12 protein-coding genes are annotated in these 14,769 nt (G+C 36.3%); 7 read left to right on the top strand and 5 right to left on the bottom strand.

All coding sequences use genetic code 11. The annotated features are described in order from the left end of the window. Window position 1: 1 nt before the first annotated feature. The 7 genes from J2X17_RS06515 to J2X17_RS06485 all read left to right on the top strand — a co-directional run bounded on the left by J2X17_RS06515 (window position 2) and on the right by J2X17_RS06485 (window position 10,586). Window positions 2-1,456, top strand: coding sequence for a RagB/SusD family nutrient uptake outer membrane protein (locus tag J2X17_RS06515; protein WP_310295815.1), 1,455 nt, complete (start codon window positions 2-4; stop codon window positions 1,454-1,456). Between the two features lie 18 nt (window positions 1,457-1,474). Beyond that, window positions 1,475-2,452, top strand: a complete 978-nt coding sequence (locus J2X17_RS06510; RefSeq protein WP_310295813.1) for a LamG-like jellyroll fold domain-containing protein — start codon at window positions 1,475-1,477, stop codon at window positions 2,450-2,452. A gap of 70 nt (window positions 2,453-2,522) precedes the next feature. Then, a complete protein-coding gene (locus tag J2X17_RS06505) occupies window positions 2,523-3,911 on the top strand; it encodes a glucoamylase family protein (protein ID WP_310295811.1) in 1,389 nt (462 codons plus the stop codon). A gap of 37 nt (window positions 3,912-3,948) precedes the next feature. After that, window positions 3,949-6,249: a beta-glucosidase BglX gene (bglX, locus tag J2X17_RS06500; RefSeq protein WP_310295809.1), complete on the top strand. Its 2,301-nt coding sequence runs from the start codon at window positions 3,949-3,951 to the stop codon at window positions 6,247-6,249. A gap of 124 nt (window positions 6,250-6,373) precedes the next feature. After that, the gene (locus J2X17_RS06495; RefSeq protein WP_310295807.1) at window positions 6,374-7,180 is read left to right on the top strand and encodes a glycerophosphodiester phosphodiesterase family protein; all 807 of its coding nucleotides are present in this window, start codon (window positions 6,374-6,376) and stop codon (window positions 7,178-7,180) included. 3 nt (window positions 7,181-7,183) lie between these two features. After that, on the top strand, window positions 7,184-9,112 hold the full coding sequence (locus tag J2X17_RS06490; RefSeq protein ID WP_310295805.1) for a discoidin domain-containing protein: 1,929 nt from the start codon (window positions 7,184-7,186) through the stop codon (window positions 9,110-9,112). A gap of 85 nt (window positions 9,113-9,197) precedes the next feature. Then, window positions 9,198-10,586, top strand: a complete 1,389-nt coding sequence (locus tag J2X17_RS06485) for a M20/M25/M40 family metallo-hydrolase (protein ID WP_310295804.1) — start codon at window positions 9,198-9,200, stop codon at window positions 10,584-10,586. Between the two features lie 97 nt (window positions 10,587-10,683). Here J2X17_RS06485 and J2X17_RS06480 read toward each other — a convergent pair whose 3' ends face one another. The 5 genes from J2X17_RS06480 to J2X17_RS06460 all read right to left on the bottom strand — a co-directional run bounded on the left by J2X17_RS06480 (window position 10,684) and on the right by J2X17_RS06460 (window position 14,629). Continuing rightward, window positions 10,684-11,361: a YiiX family permuted papain-like enzyme gene (locus J2X17_RS06480; RefSeq protein WP_310295802.1), complete on the bottom strand. Its 678-nt coding sequence runs from the start codon at window positions 11,359-11,361 to the stop codon at window positions 10,684-10,686. A gap of 215 nt (window positions 11,362-11,576) precedes the next feature. Beyond that, window positions 11,577-12,482 (bottom strand): hypothetical protein, encoded by a 906-nt coding sequence (locus tag J2X17_RS06475; RefSeq protein ID WP_310295801.1) that lies wholly within the window; start codon window positions 12,480-12,482, stop codon window positions 11,577-11,579. A 16-nt stretch (window positions 12,483-12,498) separates the two neighbouring features. Further along, complete coding sequence (kdsA, locus tag J2X17_RS06470) at window positions 12,499-13,317, bottom strand: 3-deoxy-8-phosphooctulonate synthase (RefSeq protein WP_133507114.1); 819 nt, start codon at window positions 13,315-13,317, stop codon at window positions 12,499-12,501. Window positions 13,318-13,578: 261 nt separating this feature from the next. After that, on the bottom strand, window positions 13,579-14,379 hold the full coding sequence (locus J2X17_RS06465) for an arylamine N-acetyltransferase family protein (RefSeq protein ID WP_310295798.1): 801 nt from the start codon (window positions 14,377-14,379) through the stop codon (window positions 13,579-13,581). Window positions 14,380-14,479: 100 nt separating this feature from the next. Further along, window positions 14,480-14,629 (bottom strand): hypothetical protein, encoded by a 150-nt coding sequence (locus J2X17_RS06460; protein WP_310295796.1) that lies wholly within the window; start codon window positions 14,627-14,629, stop codon window positions 14,480-14,482. Window positions 14,630-14,769: the final 140 nt, after the last annotated feature.

Raw genomic sequence — 14,769 nt, 5'->3', positions numbered from 1 at the left:
CATGAAAAAGATATATATAGCAACGTTTGTATTATCAGCATTCTTTTTTACCGGCTGTGCAGACGATTATTTAGATGTGGATCAAACAGAATCGATTTCTACAGACGATATTGAATTGTTTAATAACGATGCTGGAGCAGCTCAGTTTGTAACTGCAATTTATAACAAATTTCTGAATTGGGATATGACCTCATTTGGTTGGATTGGTCTTTCAAGTATAACCTCTGATGATGCTGATAAAGGATCATCTCCGGGAGATACAGGAACAGACAAGGATGTTTTGGATGCCTTAACTTATAATGCATCAAATCCTTCTGCGGAAAGTACTTTTAATGCTAATTATGATGGAATCAACAGATGTAATCAGGCTTTGAATATTCTTCCAAAATTAGATAAGGCAAATCCTAATTTGAGAGCCAGATTAGCCGGTGAAGCCAAGTTTTTAAGAGCCTTTATGTATTTTACTTTAGTGAAATGCTACGGAGGAGTGCCAATTGTAGATCACCTGCCAGTTCCGGGTTCAGATCCGGATAGAATTATGCAATTAACCCGCAGAACTGCTGCAGAGGTTTATGCATTTATCGAAAGTGATTTAAATGATGCTATTGCGGCTTTACCTGAAAAAACGGCTTATGCTGCAAATGAAAGATCCAGAGTATCAAAAGGAGCTGCGTATGCTTTATTGGCAAAAGTAAGTTTGTATCAAAAAAATTGGCAAAAAGTAGTAGACAATTGTAATAAAGTTACAGGGTATTCTATTGTTAGCGATTATGCAAGCATGTTTAAAGCAACTGGAAAATTTGATGCCGAAACTATTTTCGAAATTTATGCACAAGGTGCAGTACCTGCCAAAGGAATCGAAGGGTATTCTAACACACAAGGTGCTCGTGGTGCCGGTGGTTGGGGCTGGGGTTTCAATACGCCATCTCAAAGTTTAGTAAATGCTTATGAGCCAGGTGATGTTAGAAAAGCAGCTACAATTATTTTTAGAGGATCCACATTGTATGATGGGCGTGTAATTCCAACAACTGTTGAAAACGAACGCTACAATTATAAAGCTTATTCTTCTGCCTATACAGACGCCTGGGAGACAGATGTTGATATTAAATACCTGAGATATGCCGAAGTTTTATTAATGAAAGCAGAGGCTTTAAATGAATTAGGACAAACAGCAGAAGCTATTCCATTATTAAATCAAATTAGAAACAGAGCAGGTTTGGCAAATACAACGTATTCCTCTCAGGCAGATATCAGAAATGCAATCTGGAGAGAAAGAAGAGTTGAAATGGCTTTTGAACATGATAGATTCTTTGATTTGGTTCGTACCGGCCAGGCTAAAGCTGCTTTCGCAATTGATGGAAAAACTTTCACCGAAGGTAAAAACGAATTATTCCCAATTCCGGCGGCGTTCATAAAACAAGCTGGAACGCTTTGTCCTCAAAATCCTGGTTATTAATCCTTAAAGACAATTAAAATGAAAAAACATAAATATATTTTCTTGCTTTCTTTTGTTGTGGCTTCATCTGTTTTTGTGGCTTGTGAGGATAGTATAGATAAAGAAAACGATCCAATTCCGTATGAATCAATTGGAGGTTATGAAAATTCTGATGAAGTTGCAGCTGCCCATTTAATTTCCAAATTTAGTTTTGAAGGAAATCTAACAGATAGCAAAAGCAACATTACAGGAGTTGAAGGAACAAACGTAGCTTTTGCCGACGGTGCAAAAGGAAGTGCATATCAGGGTTCAAGTTCTCAGGCGAGATATGCTATAGGAAATGGGACAACAAAAATCACTTCTCTAAACGATTATTCAATTTCATTTTGGATGAATACTGCTAATACGGTTCCGGATGGTGGAAGCCCTGGACAAGGAAAAGGAGCACAAGGTATTTTTTCAATCGTACGACCAACTGAGTTTTGGGGTGGAATCAATGTGTTTTTAGAAAATCCGGACAGCGCTAATCCAAACCGATTAAGATTAAAACTTGGTGTTGAAAACGGAAGAGCTGGAGTAAATTGGAAAGGACAAAGCGTTATCGTAAATATAGATAATAGCTTAAACACCTGGGTTCATGTGGTTCTTGCTTACGATTCTAAAACAAGCACTATGAATTGTTATACCAACGGAGCTCCAAGCGCAAATGTTGTTGGTTTTCCTTACGCTCCTGCAGCAGGAGTTGTAGGTACGGCAATTTGGTATGCGGATGATCCCGGTACTTATGACAACGCGAAAAATGCGCCTAAATATGGAGCATTTCAGATGGTTGGTACAAATGGTAAAGTTGTCTTTGGAAATCATCAATTTGAAACAACACCTCCTTTAAACAACGGTTCTCAACAAGACTGGGCTACAAGTTATGCCGGGTTAATGGACGAGTTCAGAATTTATGATGCGGCACTTGCAAGCAATGAAGTTTCCGCTTTATACAAACTTGAAAAAGACAATAGATAGCAATTTCTTTAATACACCTGGGTAAAAAAATCCAGGTGTATTTTTTACTATTAATATCACAGCAAAAAAAATGAAAAGCAGTTTTTATATCACCCTTTTTTTGAGTGTTTTTATCTCCTGTTCGTCCTCTTCACCAGAAGGAGGCAATAGCGGAGGAACGCCATTACCAACGAACCCAACGATTCCTGTGAAACCTTTAACCGATGCTGAAGCATTAGATCAGGTTCAAAAAGATGCCATTAAATATTTTTGGGATTATGCTGATCCTAATTCAAAATTAGCAAGAGAAAGATATCTTACCGAAGACCCGAATTTTGAATCGAATATTATCACAACAGGCGGTTCAGGTTTTGGATTGATGAGTATTGTAGTAGGGGTGGAAAGAGGTTTTTTGCCAAGGGCTGAAGCTGTTTCCAGACTTGCCACAGCCTTAGCTTTCCTTGAAAAAGCAGATCGATTTCACGGTGCATGGCCACACTGGATGGATAATAAAGCGGGAAGAGTAATTCCGTTTGGCACAAAAGATAACGGAGGAGACTTAGTAGAAACTTCTTTCGTTTGTCAGGCCTTAATTACTATTAGAGAATATTTTAAAAATGGAAGTACAGCCGAAAAAGAATTAGCTGCAAAAGCTGATGAACTCTGGAAAGGAGTAGAATGGGATTGGTACACAAAAGGAGAAAATGCTTTATACTGGCACTGGTCACCGAATTATGGCTGGGAAATGAATTTTAAATTAGAAGGCTATAACGAATGTTTAATTACATACGTGATGGCAGCATCTTCGCCAACGCATCCTATTTCGGCGGAAGCCTATCATCAGGCGTGGGCAAGAAATGGCGCAATTGTAAACGGAGGTTCTCAATACGGAATTCCGGTTATTTTAAGTTATAATGGCGCTGTCGGAAATGTTGGGCCAATGTTTTGGTCACATTATTCATATTTAGGTTTAGACCCGAATAATCTAAAAGATAAATATGCAGATTATGGAGCATTGACTCAAAATCATGCTAAAATCATGGTGCAGCACAGTGTTGCAAATCCGAAAGGATGGAAAGGGTATTCTGATAAATGTTGGGGACTTACAGCAAGTTACACCCGTAATCCTGACGGAACAACAGGATACACCGCACATCAGCCAAACAATGATACCGGCGTGATTTCGCCAACTGCCGCATTATCTTCTTTTCCTTTTGCGCCAGTCGAAGCTATGAAGTTTTTACATTTTTTATATGATGAAAACAAAGCAAAATATGTGGGAATTGCGGGACCTTACGATGCTTTATCACCACAGTATAATTGGGTAACACCTCGCTATTTGGCTATCGATCAGGGGACAATCGCACCTATGATTGAAAACTACAGAAGCGGTTTGTTATGGAAGCTGTTTATGAATGCACCGGAAACGAAACAAGGTCTAATAAAACTTGGATTTAATTCTACTAAGTATGGATTTTAATTCAAAATGAAACAATAAGAATAAATATTAAAGACACATGAAAAACAAGTTAGTCTTACTTTTTTTAGGATGCGCTGTTTTGGGTTACGCTCAAAAAAAGAACACTAAAAATGCAGTAACAATTAAACCAAAATCAGAGTTTGTAGCTGAACTTTTGTCAGAAATGACACTAGACGAAAAACTAGGACAGCTTAATTTACCAACTTCTGGAGATATTACAACAGGGCAGGCAAACAGTTCTGATGTGGCTAAAAAAATTGCTGAAGGGAAAGTGGGCGGTTTATTCAATATAAAATCTGTTCAGAAAATTAAGGAAGTTCAAAAAATAGCTGTTGAAAAAAGCCGTTTAAAAATTCCATTGATTTTTGGTATGGATGTCATTCACGGCTATGAAACAACATTCCCAATTCCGTTAGGATTATCTTGTACATGGGACATGAATCTGATCGAAAGAAGTGCTCAGATCGCTGCTCAGGAAGCAAGTGCCGATGGTATCAACTGGACATTTTCACCAATGGTAGATATTTCCCGCGATCCACGTTGGGGAAGAATTTCTGAAGGTTCAGGAGAAGATCCATATTTGGGAAGCCAAATTGCGAAAGCAATGGTAAACGGATACCAACAACATGATCTTTCAAAAAATAACTCCATCATGGCGTGTGTAAAACACTTCGCTTTATACGGTGCGCCAGAAGCAGGACGTGATTACAACACCGTTGACATGAGCCATATCAGAATGTTCAACGATTATTTTCCACCTTACAAAGCAGCTGTTGATGCCGGTGTAGGTTCTGTAATGGCTTCTTTTAATGAAGTAGACGGAATTCCGGCGACCGGAAATAAATGGTTAATGACTGATGTTTTAAGAAAAAAATGGGGCTTTAAAGGTTTCGTAGTAACTGATTTTACCGGAATCAACGAAATGATCGAACACGGAATGGGCGATTTACAAGCGGTTTCGGCTTTGTCTCTAAACGCTGGTGTTGAAATGGATATGGTTGGTGAAGGATTTTTAACGACTTTGAAAAAATCTTTAGATGAGAAAAAAGTAACGATCGAACAAATTGACAATGCCGTTAAACTTATTTTAGAAGCAAAATACGATTTAGGATTATTCCACGATCCGTATAAATATTGCGACGAAAAAAGAGCCAAAACTGAAATTTTTACTGCAGCAAGCAGAAAAGAAGCACGTCAGATTGCAGCGCAGTCATTGGTTTTATTGAAAAATCAAAATCAGGTATTGCCGCTTAAAAAATCAGGGACAATTGCACTTATCGGGCCATTGGCAGATGCTAAAGAAAACATGCCGGGAACCTGGAGCGTTGCTACAAAAATGGAAAATGCAATTTCATTATTGGCAGGAATTAAAGAAGTGGCAGGACCTTCCACGAAAGTGCTTTATGCAAAAGGAAGTAATTTAGATTACAATGAAACTTTCGAAACTAACGCGACAATGTTTGGTAAAACCCTGCACCGTGATAGTCGTTCTAAAGAAGATTTATTGGCAGAAGCTTTAAAAATTGCTAATCAATCAGATGTAATTGTAGCGGCACTTGGAGAATCTGCAGAAATGAGCGGAGAATCTAGCAGCCGTACGAATTTAGAAATTCCACAGTCTCAAAAAGACTTATTAAATGCTTTATTAAAAACAGGAAAACCAGTTGTTTTGGTTTTGTTCGATGGTCGTCCGTTAGTGATAAAAGAAGAAAACGAAGCAGTTCCGGCGATTTTAAATGTCTGGTTTGCAGGAACTGAAGCGGGTTACGCTATTGCAGATGTTTTATTTGGAGATGTAAACCCATCTGGAAAATTAACAACTACTTTCCCAAGAAGTGTCGGACAAGTGCCAATTTATTACGCACACAAAAACACAGGAAGACCATTGGCCAATACTGAAGGTAAATTCGAAAAATTCAGATCTAATTATTTAGACGAAAGAAACGAGCCGTTATTTCCATTCGGTTTCGGATTAAGTTATACCAATTTTGAATATTCAAACCTGAAGATTTCTTCGGATAAAATGCATTCCAATGGAAAATTAAAAGTAACAATAGATGTTGCGAATACAGGAAATTACGACGGAAAAGAAACGGTTCAATTATACATCAGAGATTTAGTAGGTTCTGTAACAAGGCCAGTTAGGGAATTGAAAAATTTCCAAAAAATAACCCTTAAAAAAGGAGAGAAACAAACCGTGACTTTTGATATCACAGTTGAAGATTTAAAATTTTATAATTCTGATTTACAATTTGTAGCAGAGCCGGGACAGTTTGATATTTTCGTTGGAGGAAATTCAGCTGCAGACAAGAAAGTTAGTTTTGAGTTAATTAACTAATTGGTTTGTTGGTTAGTAATTGCCCTTCGTACTGGTTATACGAAGGGCTTTTTTTACACTATTAAACAGGATTTTCTTTTGTAAATCTATGAAACAAGCCTTTAAAAATTACAATTTTCTACCTATGAATGTAACTAAAAAATTTGGAGCGTTTTTAATAGTGCTAGCGGTAACTTCTTCGTGTAATGTTAGTAATAATGCGATTGTAGCGCATCGCGGAGCGTGGAAAAAAAATAATCTGCCAGAGAATTCAATTGCTTCACTGAGACATGCAATTGATTTAAAACTTGCTGGTTCTGAGTTTGATGTGTGGAGAACGGCTGATGATTCTCTTGTGATCAATCACGATGCGCACTTTAATAAAATGCCTATTGAAGAAACTAATTATGAAGATTTAATAAAATTCAAACTTTCAAACGGAGAGAAGCTGCCAACATTACACGAGTATATTTCTGAAGGTAAGAAAAACAACAAACATACTCTTTTAGTTTGTGAAGTGAAACCATCAGAATTAAGCAAGGAAAGAGGCAAAAAAACAGCTTTAAAAACGGTTGAAACGATCAAAAAACTTAAAGCTGATAAAATCACTTGTTACATAAGTTTTGATTACGAAATTTTAAAGCAAATAAGGGAAGTAGATCAAAAGGCGGTTTTACAATATCTGGAAGGAAATAAATCTCCAAAAGAAGTAAAATCAGATAAAATTTCGGGAGTTGATTATCATTTTTCTGTTTTTAAAAAACATCCGGAATGGATTAAGGAAGCTAAAGAAAATCATATTATCCTAAATACATGGACGGTTAATGAAGCTTCTGATATGGATTGGATTATTGATCATAAATTCAATTACATAACTACAAATGAACCTGAACTATTAAAGGAAAGATTAAAAGAAAAAAGTAATCTTTTAAACTTTAAAAATAAAAATTAAATCATGAAAAAGACATATATACTCACACTGCGAATAGTATTGTTTTTGATGATTTTCAACAGCAATGTTTTCGCGCAAACTGCGAATATTCCGGGTAAAACAGAATGGTTTGACCCCAATAAACCAGCAACAACCTATTGTAATCCAATCAATATCGGATATAATTATACAACACAAAATCACAACGGAATCCCGGAATCCCGGCGTTCAAGCGCAGATCCTGTTATCATTACTTACAAAGGCGAATATTATTTATTTGCTACCAATCAGGCAGGGTATTTTTGGAGTAAAGACATGTCAGATTGGAAATTTGTCTACGGAAGTTTTCAGAGAAAACCTGCCGATGATGACCAGTGTGCTCCGGCAGCATGGGTTGTAAATGATACGTTATTTTACGTTGGTTCAACATGGAAAAGAGATCATCCAATATGGAAAACAGCCGATCCAAAATCAGGACAATGGTTAAGACATGTCGACAAAGCAATGTTGCCAACCTGGGATCCGGCGATTTTTCAGGATGACGATAAAAAAGTTTATATGTACTACGGTTCAAGTGGAAAATTACCGCTTGTTGGTGTAGAAGTAGATTACAAAACGTGGCTTCCAAAAGGAAATCAGGCCGATTATGCAAAATTATATGAAGCCACAGAAGTTGAAGATATTCAGCGTCCTTATGGTCAGATAAAAGAAGTTGCGATTTTAGATCCTGCAAACCATGGTTGGGAACGTTTTGGGCCCAATAACGATATGGAACCGGCACCTTGGGGAAATTTTATCGAAGGAGCATGGATGACTAAACATAATGGAAAATATTATATGCAATACGGTGCGCCGGCGACAGAGTTTAAAGGGTATGCAAATGGCGTTCACGTTGGCGATAATCCGTTAGGGCCATTTGTGTATCAAAAACACAATCCGATGTCATATAAACCGGGTGGATTTGTCATTGGAGCAGGACACGGAAATACCTTTGCAGATAATTACGGCAATTACTGGAATACCGGAACGTGTAAAATCTCTATAAAAGACCGTTTTGAGCGTCGTATCGATATGTTTCCCGCAGGATTTGATAAAGACGATGTTATGTACTCGATTACGTCTTACGGCGATTTTCCGATCAAGCTTCCAACGAATCTGAGAAATCAGGAGAAAGGAGCTTCTTCAGGATGGATGTTGCTTTCGTATAAAAAACCAGTTACGGTTTCATCTTTTGAAGATTGCATGGAAGTGGAGACTCACAGAGTGGACAATGGTGGAAAAAAAGTCTATGAGAAATTTTGTTATGGTGCCGAAAATTTGACCGATGAAAACATTCAAACCTATTGGTCGGCAAAAACAGATAATCCCGGCGAATGGTTACAGCTTGATTTAGGAAGACCGATGGAGATAAATGCACTGCAAATCAATTATGCAGATCATAAAGCAACGCAATACAATAAAGCAATGGACATCTATTATCAGTACAAAATTTTTATGTCTGATGATGCTCAAAATTGGACATTAGTGGTTGATAAATCTCAAAATGTTAAAGACATTCCGCACGATTATGTGGAGTTGACAAAGTCAATTAAAGCGCGCTATATTAAAATGGTAAACATTCATAATGCTTCAGGGTTATTCGCTGTTTCAGATTTCAGGGTTTTCGGAAATGGATTGGCTTCAAAACCAAAAGCGGTTTCTAATTTTAAAGTGGTCAGAAATTCAAAAGATTCCCGCAATGCGATAATTAGCTGGAAAAAACAGCCGGACGCGACAGGTTATAACATTTATTACGGAATCAGTCCTGATAAATTGTACAACAGTATTATGGTTTACAATGAAGATTCATATGACTTTAGAGGTTTGGATAAAGGCACCAAATATTACTTTACAATTGAAGCTTTTAATGAAAACGGAATAGGATCACAAAATAAGTTAATTGAGGTAAAATAATTTGAGAAAAGTTGGATTTAAATCCGTGGCACGTCTGAAGAATTTTGTTCCTTTGTGCAACAACCCAAAAAATAATATTAAACCTATGAAAAAAACGATTCTTTTAACTGTTTTAGTTTTAAACGGATTGACATCTTTTGCACAGTCAAATGATGAAAAAAACATTAAATTATTTTATAAAAAAGCTTTAACCGAGGCAAAATGTTACACTTGGCTGGAGTATTTATCTAATGATATTGGAAGCCGCCTTTCAGGTTCTCCAAGTGCTGCAGCAGCAGTTCAATACACAAAATCGCAATTAGAAACTTTAGGACTTGATAAAGTTTATCTTCAGGAGGTGATGGTGCCTCATTGGGTTCGTGGCGAAAAAGAAACTGCATATATTTTAGACAATAAAATTAAAACTGTTGTGCCAATTTGTGCTTTGGGAGGATCAGTTGCAACTCCAAAAACTGGAATTACTGCAGAAGTAATCGAGGTAAAAAGTATTGATGAACTAAAAGCTTTAGGCGAAAAAGTAAAAGGAAAAATTGTGTTTTTCAACAGACCGATGAATCCTGAAAATATCGGAACTTTTGAAGCTTATTCCGGAGCTGGAGATCAAAGACGTAGCGGAGCAAAAGAGGCTGGTAAATTAGGAGCAGTAGGAACTATTGTCCGTTCTTTGAATTTGCGTTTAGATGATTTCCCTCATGCAGGAGCGCAAAGTTATGGTGATTTGCCAAAAGCACAATATATTCCGGCAGCTGCAATAAGTACTAATGGAGCTGAATTATTAAGTAAATTATTGAAAAATAACCCAAGCTTAAAATTCTATTTCAAACAATCTTGCGAAACTTTGCCAGATGTATTGTCACATAACGTAATTGGAGAGTTGACAGGAACTGTAACTCCTGAAAATATTATGGTAGTTGGAGGTCACTTAGATTCTTGGGATTTAGCGGATGGTTCTCACGATGATGGGGCGGGAGTGGTACAAAGCATGGAAGCAGTTCGTATTCTTAAAAACCTTAACTACAAACCTAAAAACACGATTCGTGTGGTGTTGTTTATGAATGAAGAAAATGGTGGAAAAGGTGGTGCTAAATATGAAGAAGTTTCAAAACAAAAGAACGAGAATCATATTTTTGCTTTGGAAAGTGATTCAGGCGGATTTACGCCAAGAGGATTTTCTATCGAAGCTGACGACGCAAATTTGAAAAAAATACAAGGATTTGCACCTCTTTTTGAGCCTTATTTTGTTCACAGTTTCTTAAGAGGTCACGCAGGATCAGATATTGAGCATTTGACTTCTAAAACGATTGTAAAAGCAGGTTTAGAACCAGATTCTCAACGTTATTTTGATTATCACCACGCAGCAAATGATAAATTTGATGCTATTAACAAAAGAGAGTTAGAATTAGGAGCAGCAACCATGACGTCGTTAATCTATTTAATTGACCAAACCGGAATTGTGCTTCCAACAGCGAACTAAGAGTCAAAAAAATAATAAAAAAGCGATGAGAAATCATCGCTTTTTTATTTTAAAATATAAGTGTAAATCGATTCTATCAGCGAAATCCGTGGGCAGTTTAATAAGTATAAATTACAGTTTTTAATAAACTAGAATTAACAAGATCAGCAGGTGCAACGACTTTCTCGTCAAGCGGAATATCATTTCCGTAACGTTCTTTCAATATTTTCTGAACTCTCACATCTTCTAAATTAAAATCTTTCAACTGTCTAAGTTTTGATAATTCAATGTCCGCACCATTTTTATAAATTTTCCAGACTAATTCAGAGCAGTAAATTCGGTTATCCGTCCATTCAAAATAACCATCATATTCTTTGCCCAGAAGACTTTTACCATACGATTTCATTTTGCTAAGAGTTTCGTCGTTCAAAATAGTATCGGCATTTTTTAGTCTTTTAACCACATATTTATGATCTCTTCCATGAGAGATCCATTCTTCAAGAGGTGTTATTTTTACAGGTTGTACAGCTTCTAAAACAAATTCCCCACCATTAACAAAAAATATAATTCCGCAATGTGAAAATTTCGAGTTCGTAGCAATTCGGACCGCTTCACATTGTTTTGATTCCGAAGTTTGAAAAATAATATCCCCATCGTGAACTTTTCCCAAAACACTATTTTCAGACTTTGTTCCCGAAAACGGATTATTCGGGAAAACCTTCATCGCCACAAACAAAGCACAGCCAAAACTGATTAAAAATGTAATTATGGGAAAAAGATATTTTGTTTTTTTCATGTTAAGAATTTAATGATAAGTAAGTTTTTTTTAAGATTATCTGGGCAATTTTTCACGCAAAGTCGCAGAGTCGCAAATTGTAGCACTTGAAAAAGTATCTTGCGACTCTGCGACTTTGCGTGATTTTATTCGGTGTTACAAAAAACTCAGCAAATAAAAAACAAAAAAAATAGTTACCAAAATGATAACTATTTTTTAAATATGTTTATGAAATATTAGATTCTAAAAATTCCACCAACAGCAATAATTCTCTGAAAGAAGAAAAAGTCTTGCGAAGCTTTGTCTTCATTGCTTACCGTAGTTCTAATATCCTGCATGTTGATGTAACCGCCTTTTAATTCCCCTTGCAAGTAAAAATACTTGAAGAAAGTAAAGTTAATTCCCGCTTTTGCAGATAAACCGTAACCAGAAACATGAAAGTCGTCATGACGTTCTTTTCCTAAAACAGTTGCATTTGTTTTCGGGTACAAAAGTCCGGCACCTAAACCTTCAGTTAAGTTAATCTGAACCTTATCAGTATTAGGCAAACCAAACCATTTCGAAATATCGTCATGTCTGGAAAACTCACTATTAATATAATTCAAACCGTCTGTGTGTTCGTACATTAAAAAAGCAGGAGGACTTGGCTGAACGGTTCCTTTCTCAAAGCCACCTTCGACAGCACCATTTTGAGACATATCTACAGGTGTATTATTATAAACGCCATTGTAAATAGATCCAGATTGATCAGCAGGTAAATCAATATAACCAGTAACATTTGCAGTTTGAGTCTGAGTCATTACATATTTCATGTGATCCCAGCCAATAGAAACGCTGTAATGATCGTTGATGAAATACCCCATTCTAAAATTAGTCTGCGGAATCGTCATGTTTGCCGGATTCACATAATCAACATGGTATCCTTTTGGTTTATCATGCGCAACCATATTATCAACCGTAAAGTTGTAATCTTTCCCCCTGAAATTCACATCAGATTTAGTATAACTATCGCGGTTTCCTCCCCATGAAACGAAGAATTTCCCTTTATTATGGGCTGTGTATCTTTCTACTGCAATTTGTTCCTGAGCGAATGTGTTTAATGTAACAAATGCCAGAAACAAAAATAAAATTTTTGTTTTCAATGAACGTGTATTAAAATTAAAATGAGTTAACTGTTTTTCTAATGGCAACTAATTTCGTCATTAAACCTTCAAAATAGTCTAAATGAAGCATATTAGCGCCATCACTTTTTGCGTTAGCAGGGTCAAAATGAGTTTCGATAAAAATCCCGTCAACACCAACGGCAATACCCGCTTTGGCAACAGTTTCAATCATATCAGGTCTTCCGCCCGTGACACCGGCAGTTTGGTTAGGTTGTTGTAACGAATGTGTTACATCAAGAACCGTAGACGCATATTGCTGCATAGTAGGAATACCTCTAAAATCAACAATCATGTCCTGGTAGCCAAACATACTACCACGATCAGTAACCATAACATTCTCATTATGACAATCTAATACTTTTTGTACAGCATGTTTCATGCTCTCAGGACTCATAAATTGTCCTTTCTTTAGGTTCACCACTTTTCCAGTGTTAGCCGCAGCAACCACAAGGTCAGTCTGGCGCACTAAAAAGGCCGGAATTTGTAATACATCAACGTATTGAGCAGCCATATCAGCATCTTCATTTGTATGAATATCTGTTACAGTTGGAACGTGAAAAGTCTCTGAAACCTTTCTTAAAATTTTTAATGCTTTTTCGTCACCAATTCCCGAAAAACTGTCGATTCGAGAACGGTTGGCTTTTTTAAATGATCCTTTAAATACATAAGGAATCTGAAGTTTGTCGGTAATACCAACTAATTTTTCAGCAATTCTAAGAGCCATTTCTTCTCCTTCAATAGCGCAAGGTCCCGCCAATAAAAAGAAATTTCCGCTATCAGTGTGCTTAATTTGTGGAATATGTTGTATGTTCATAGTATGATTTTTTGACAGTGCAAAGGTAGTTATGATTTATGAATAGCGGATGAGGATTTAAGATTATTTTAAGAAGCTAATTCTGCTGTCCTTCCAATCTTTTTCTCCAAAACCTTTTTTTATTGGTCTTTGCAGGAGCTTCCTCCGGTCGCTCTGCAAAAACCATAAAAAATAGGCTTTCTCAAAAAAGGATTTTCCCTCCCATCAGGGCTATTGGTTTAGTGGAATTATGAGTTTTAAGAAGTTTTGAATTATTAAGCATTAAGATTCTTCCAGTCTCAAATTAAATTCAGTTTCCAGGATATTATTCAATTGACTATCCTCAAAAGAAAAAATTTCAGAGACCCCATTTGACATTACTTTTAAGGAATTTTTAGATAGTATTTTTTTTCCCAGCGGATTTTGTAAAACCACAATTAATTTTTGAGTAAAAATCGAATCCGGATGCGAGTAATTGTAATAATTCGCAGGTTTAAAATCGATCCATCTTTGTGGCGTCAAATCAAAAGAATAGAGATTTGACCATTCTTGCCCAATCATGATTTGCAATAAAAATTCGTTTTCTTCTGTTTTAGCCAAAGTAAAAGTGTCAAAATCATGCTGAATCTCAGTTTCAATTTCACTAAGTTTCAAAGGATTTCTAATGCTGTTTCCTCCAAATCCCAAATCAATCAAATATTCTTCATTTTCGATGGTTGCTATGATTCCCAAATGGGTTTTAGCATTTTGCCCCGGATTCACCAAAGGTCGCGCTGCAACATAATAATGCGGAACACCAATTTCCTGCAAAGCCAAAGAAAACAAACCATTGATCTGATAACAATAACCGCCTCGTTTTAGATTCACAATTTGATTTACAATATCATCTCCATTAAGCGATATAGCTTTTCCTGCCTGAACATCAATATTTTCAAATGGAACACTGAACAATTGACTGCGCATTAATTTTGTGATGCCATCAAGATTCAATTCGATTTCCCCCGAAAATTTGATTCTGTCTAAGTATTGCTGTAAATTGAAACTAGCCGATTCAATTTTATATAGATTTTTTGATTGTTCCATTTTGATTTTTTTAACTTTCTTAAAATGCCTTTTAGCACAATCAAAATTAAAACATTTATATCACTAAGAAAAAAATTTAGAATCTTCGTTGTAAAAATGATTATAAAGGATTGGTAAGAGTAATTCCTTTTTCTTTTAATGTGGTAATGGAAGTTTTATCTTTTAAATACAAACTTACAGCATTGTTATCTACAGTCAATTTAGCAATTGATTCCAATATTGTTTTTTTATTTGTTGTAATCTTTTTCATACTGCAAGTTTATAAAGAAAGTTTGGATAAAAGGAAATAATAAATGTTTTTTTAAAATTTAATAAACCCCAATAGCTAGCGCGAGCGTCTCGCTCGTGCCTGCAAGTCGCGGACACGAGCGAGACACTCGGGCTCGCGGA

The sequence above is a fragment of the Flavobacterium aquidurense genome (genome assembly GCF_031458035.1).
GTDB classification, from domain to species: Bacteria; Bacteroidota; Bacteroidia; order Flavobacteriales; family Flavobacteriaceae; genus Flavobacterium; species Flavobacterium aquidurense_C.
Note: the sequence above shows the minus strand (reverse complement) of the source record. Positions and strands in the feature narration are given on the sequence as shown.

Coding starts and splice junctions, on each gene's coding strand:
- J2X17_RS06515 (WP_310295815.1), top strand. CDS start 2: ATGAAAAAGATATATATAGCAACGTTTGTATTATCAGCATTCTTTTTT.
- J2X17_RS06510 (WP_310295813.1), top strand. CDS start 1,475: ATGAAAAAACATAAATATATTTTCTTGCTTTCTTTTGTTGTGGCTTCA.
- J2X17_RS06505 (WP_310295811.1), top strand. CDS start 2,523: ATGAAAAGCAGTTTTTATATCACCCTTTTTTTGAGTGTTTTTATCTCC.
- bglX (WP_310295809.1), top strand. CDS start 3,949: ATGAAAAACAAGTTAGTCTTACTTTTTTTAGGATGCGCTGTTTTGGGT.
- J2X17_RS06495 (WP_310295807.1), top strand. CDS start 6,374: ATGAATGTAACTAAAAAATTTGGAGCGTTTTTAATAGTGCTAGCGGTA.
- J2X17_RS06490 (WP_310295805.1), top strand. CDS start 7,184: ATGAAAAAGACATATATACTCACACTGCGAATAGTATTGTTTTTGATG.
- J2X17_RS06485 (WP_310295804.1), top strand. CDS start 9,198: ATGAAAAAAACGATTCTTTTAACTGTTTTAGTTTTAAACGGATTGACA.
- J2X17_RS06480 (WP_310295802.1), bottom strand. CDS start 11,361: ATGAAAAAAACAAAATATCTTTTTCCCATAATTACATTTTTAATCAGT.
- kdsA (WP_133507114.1), bottom strand. CDS start 13,317: ATGAACATACAACATATTCCACAAATTAAGCACACTGATAGCGGAAAT.
- J2X17_RS06465 (WP_310295798.1), bottom strand. CDS start 14,379: ATGGAACAATCAAAAAATCTATATAAAATTGAATCGGCTAGTTTCAAT.
- J2X17_RS06460 (WP_310295796.1), bottom strand. CDS start 14,629: ATGAAAAAGATTACAACAAATAAAAAAACAATATTGGAATCAATTGCT.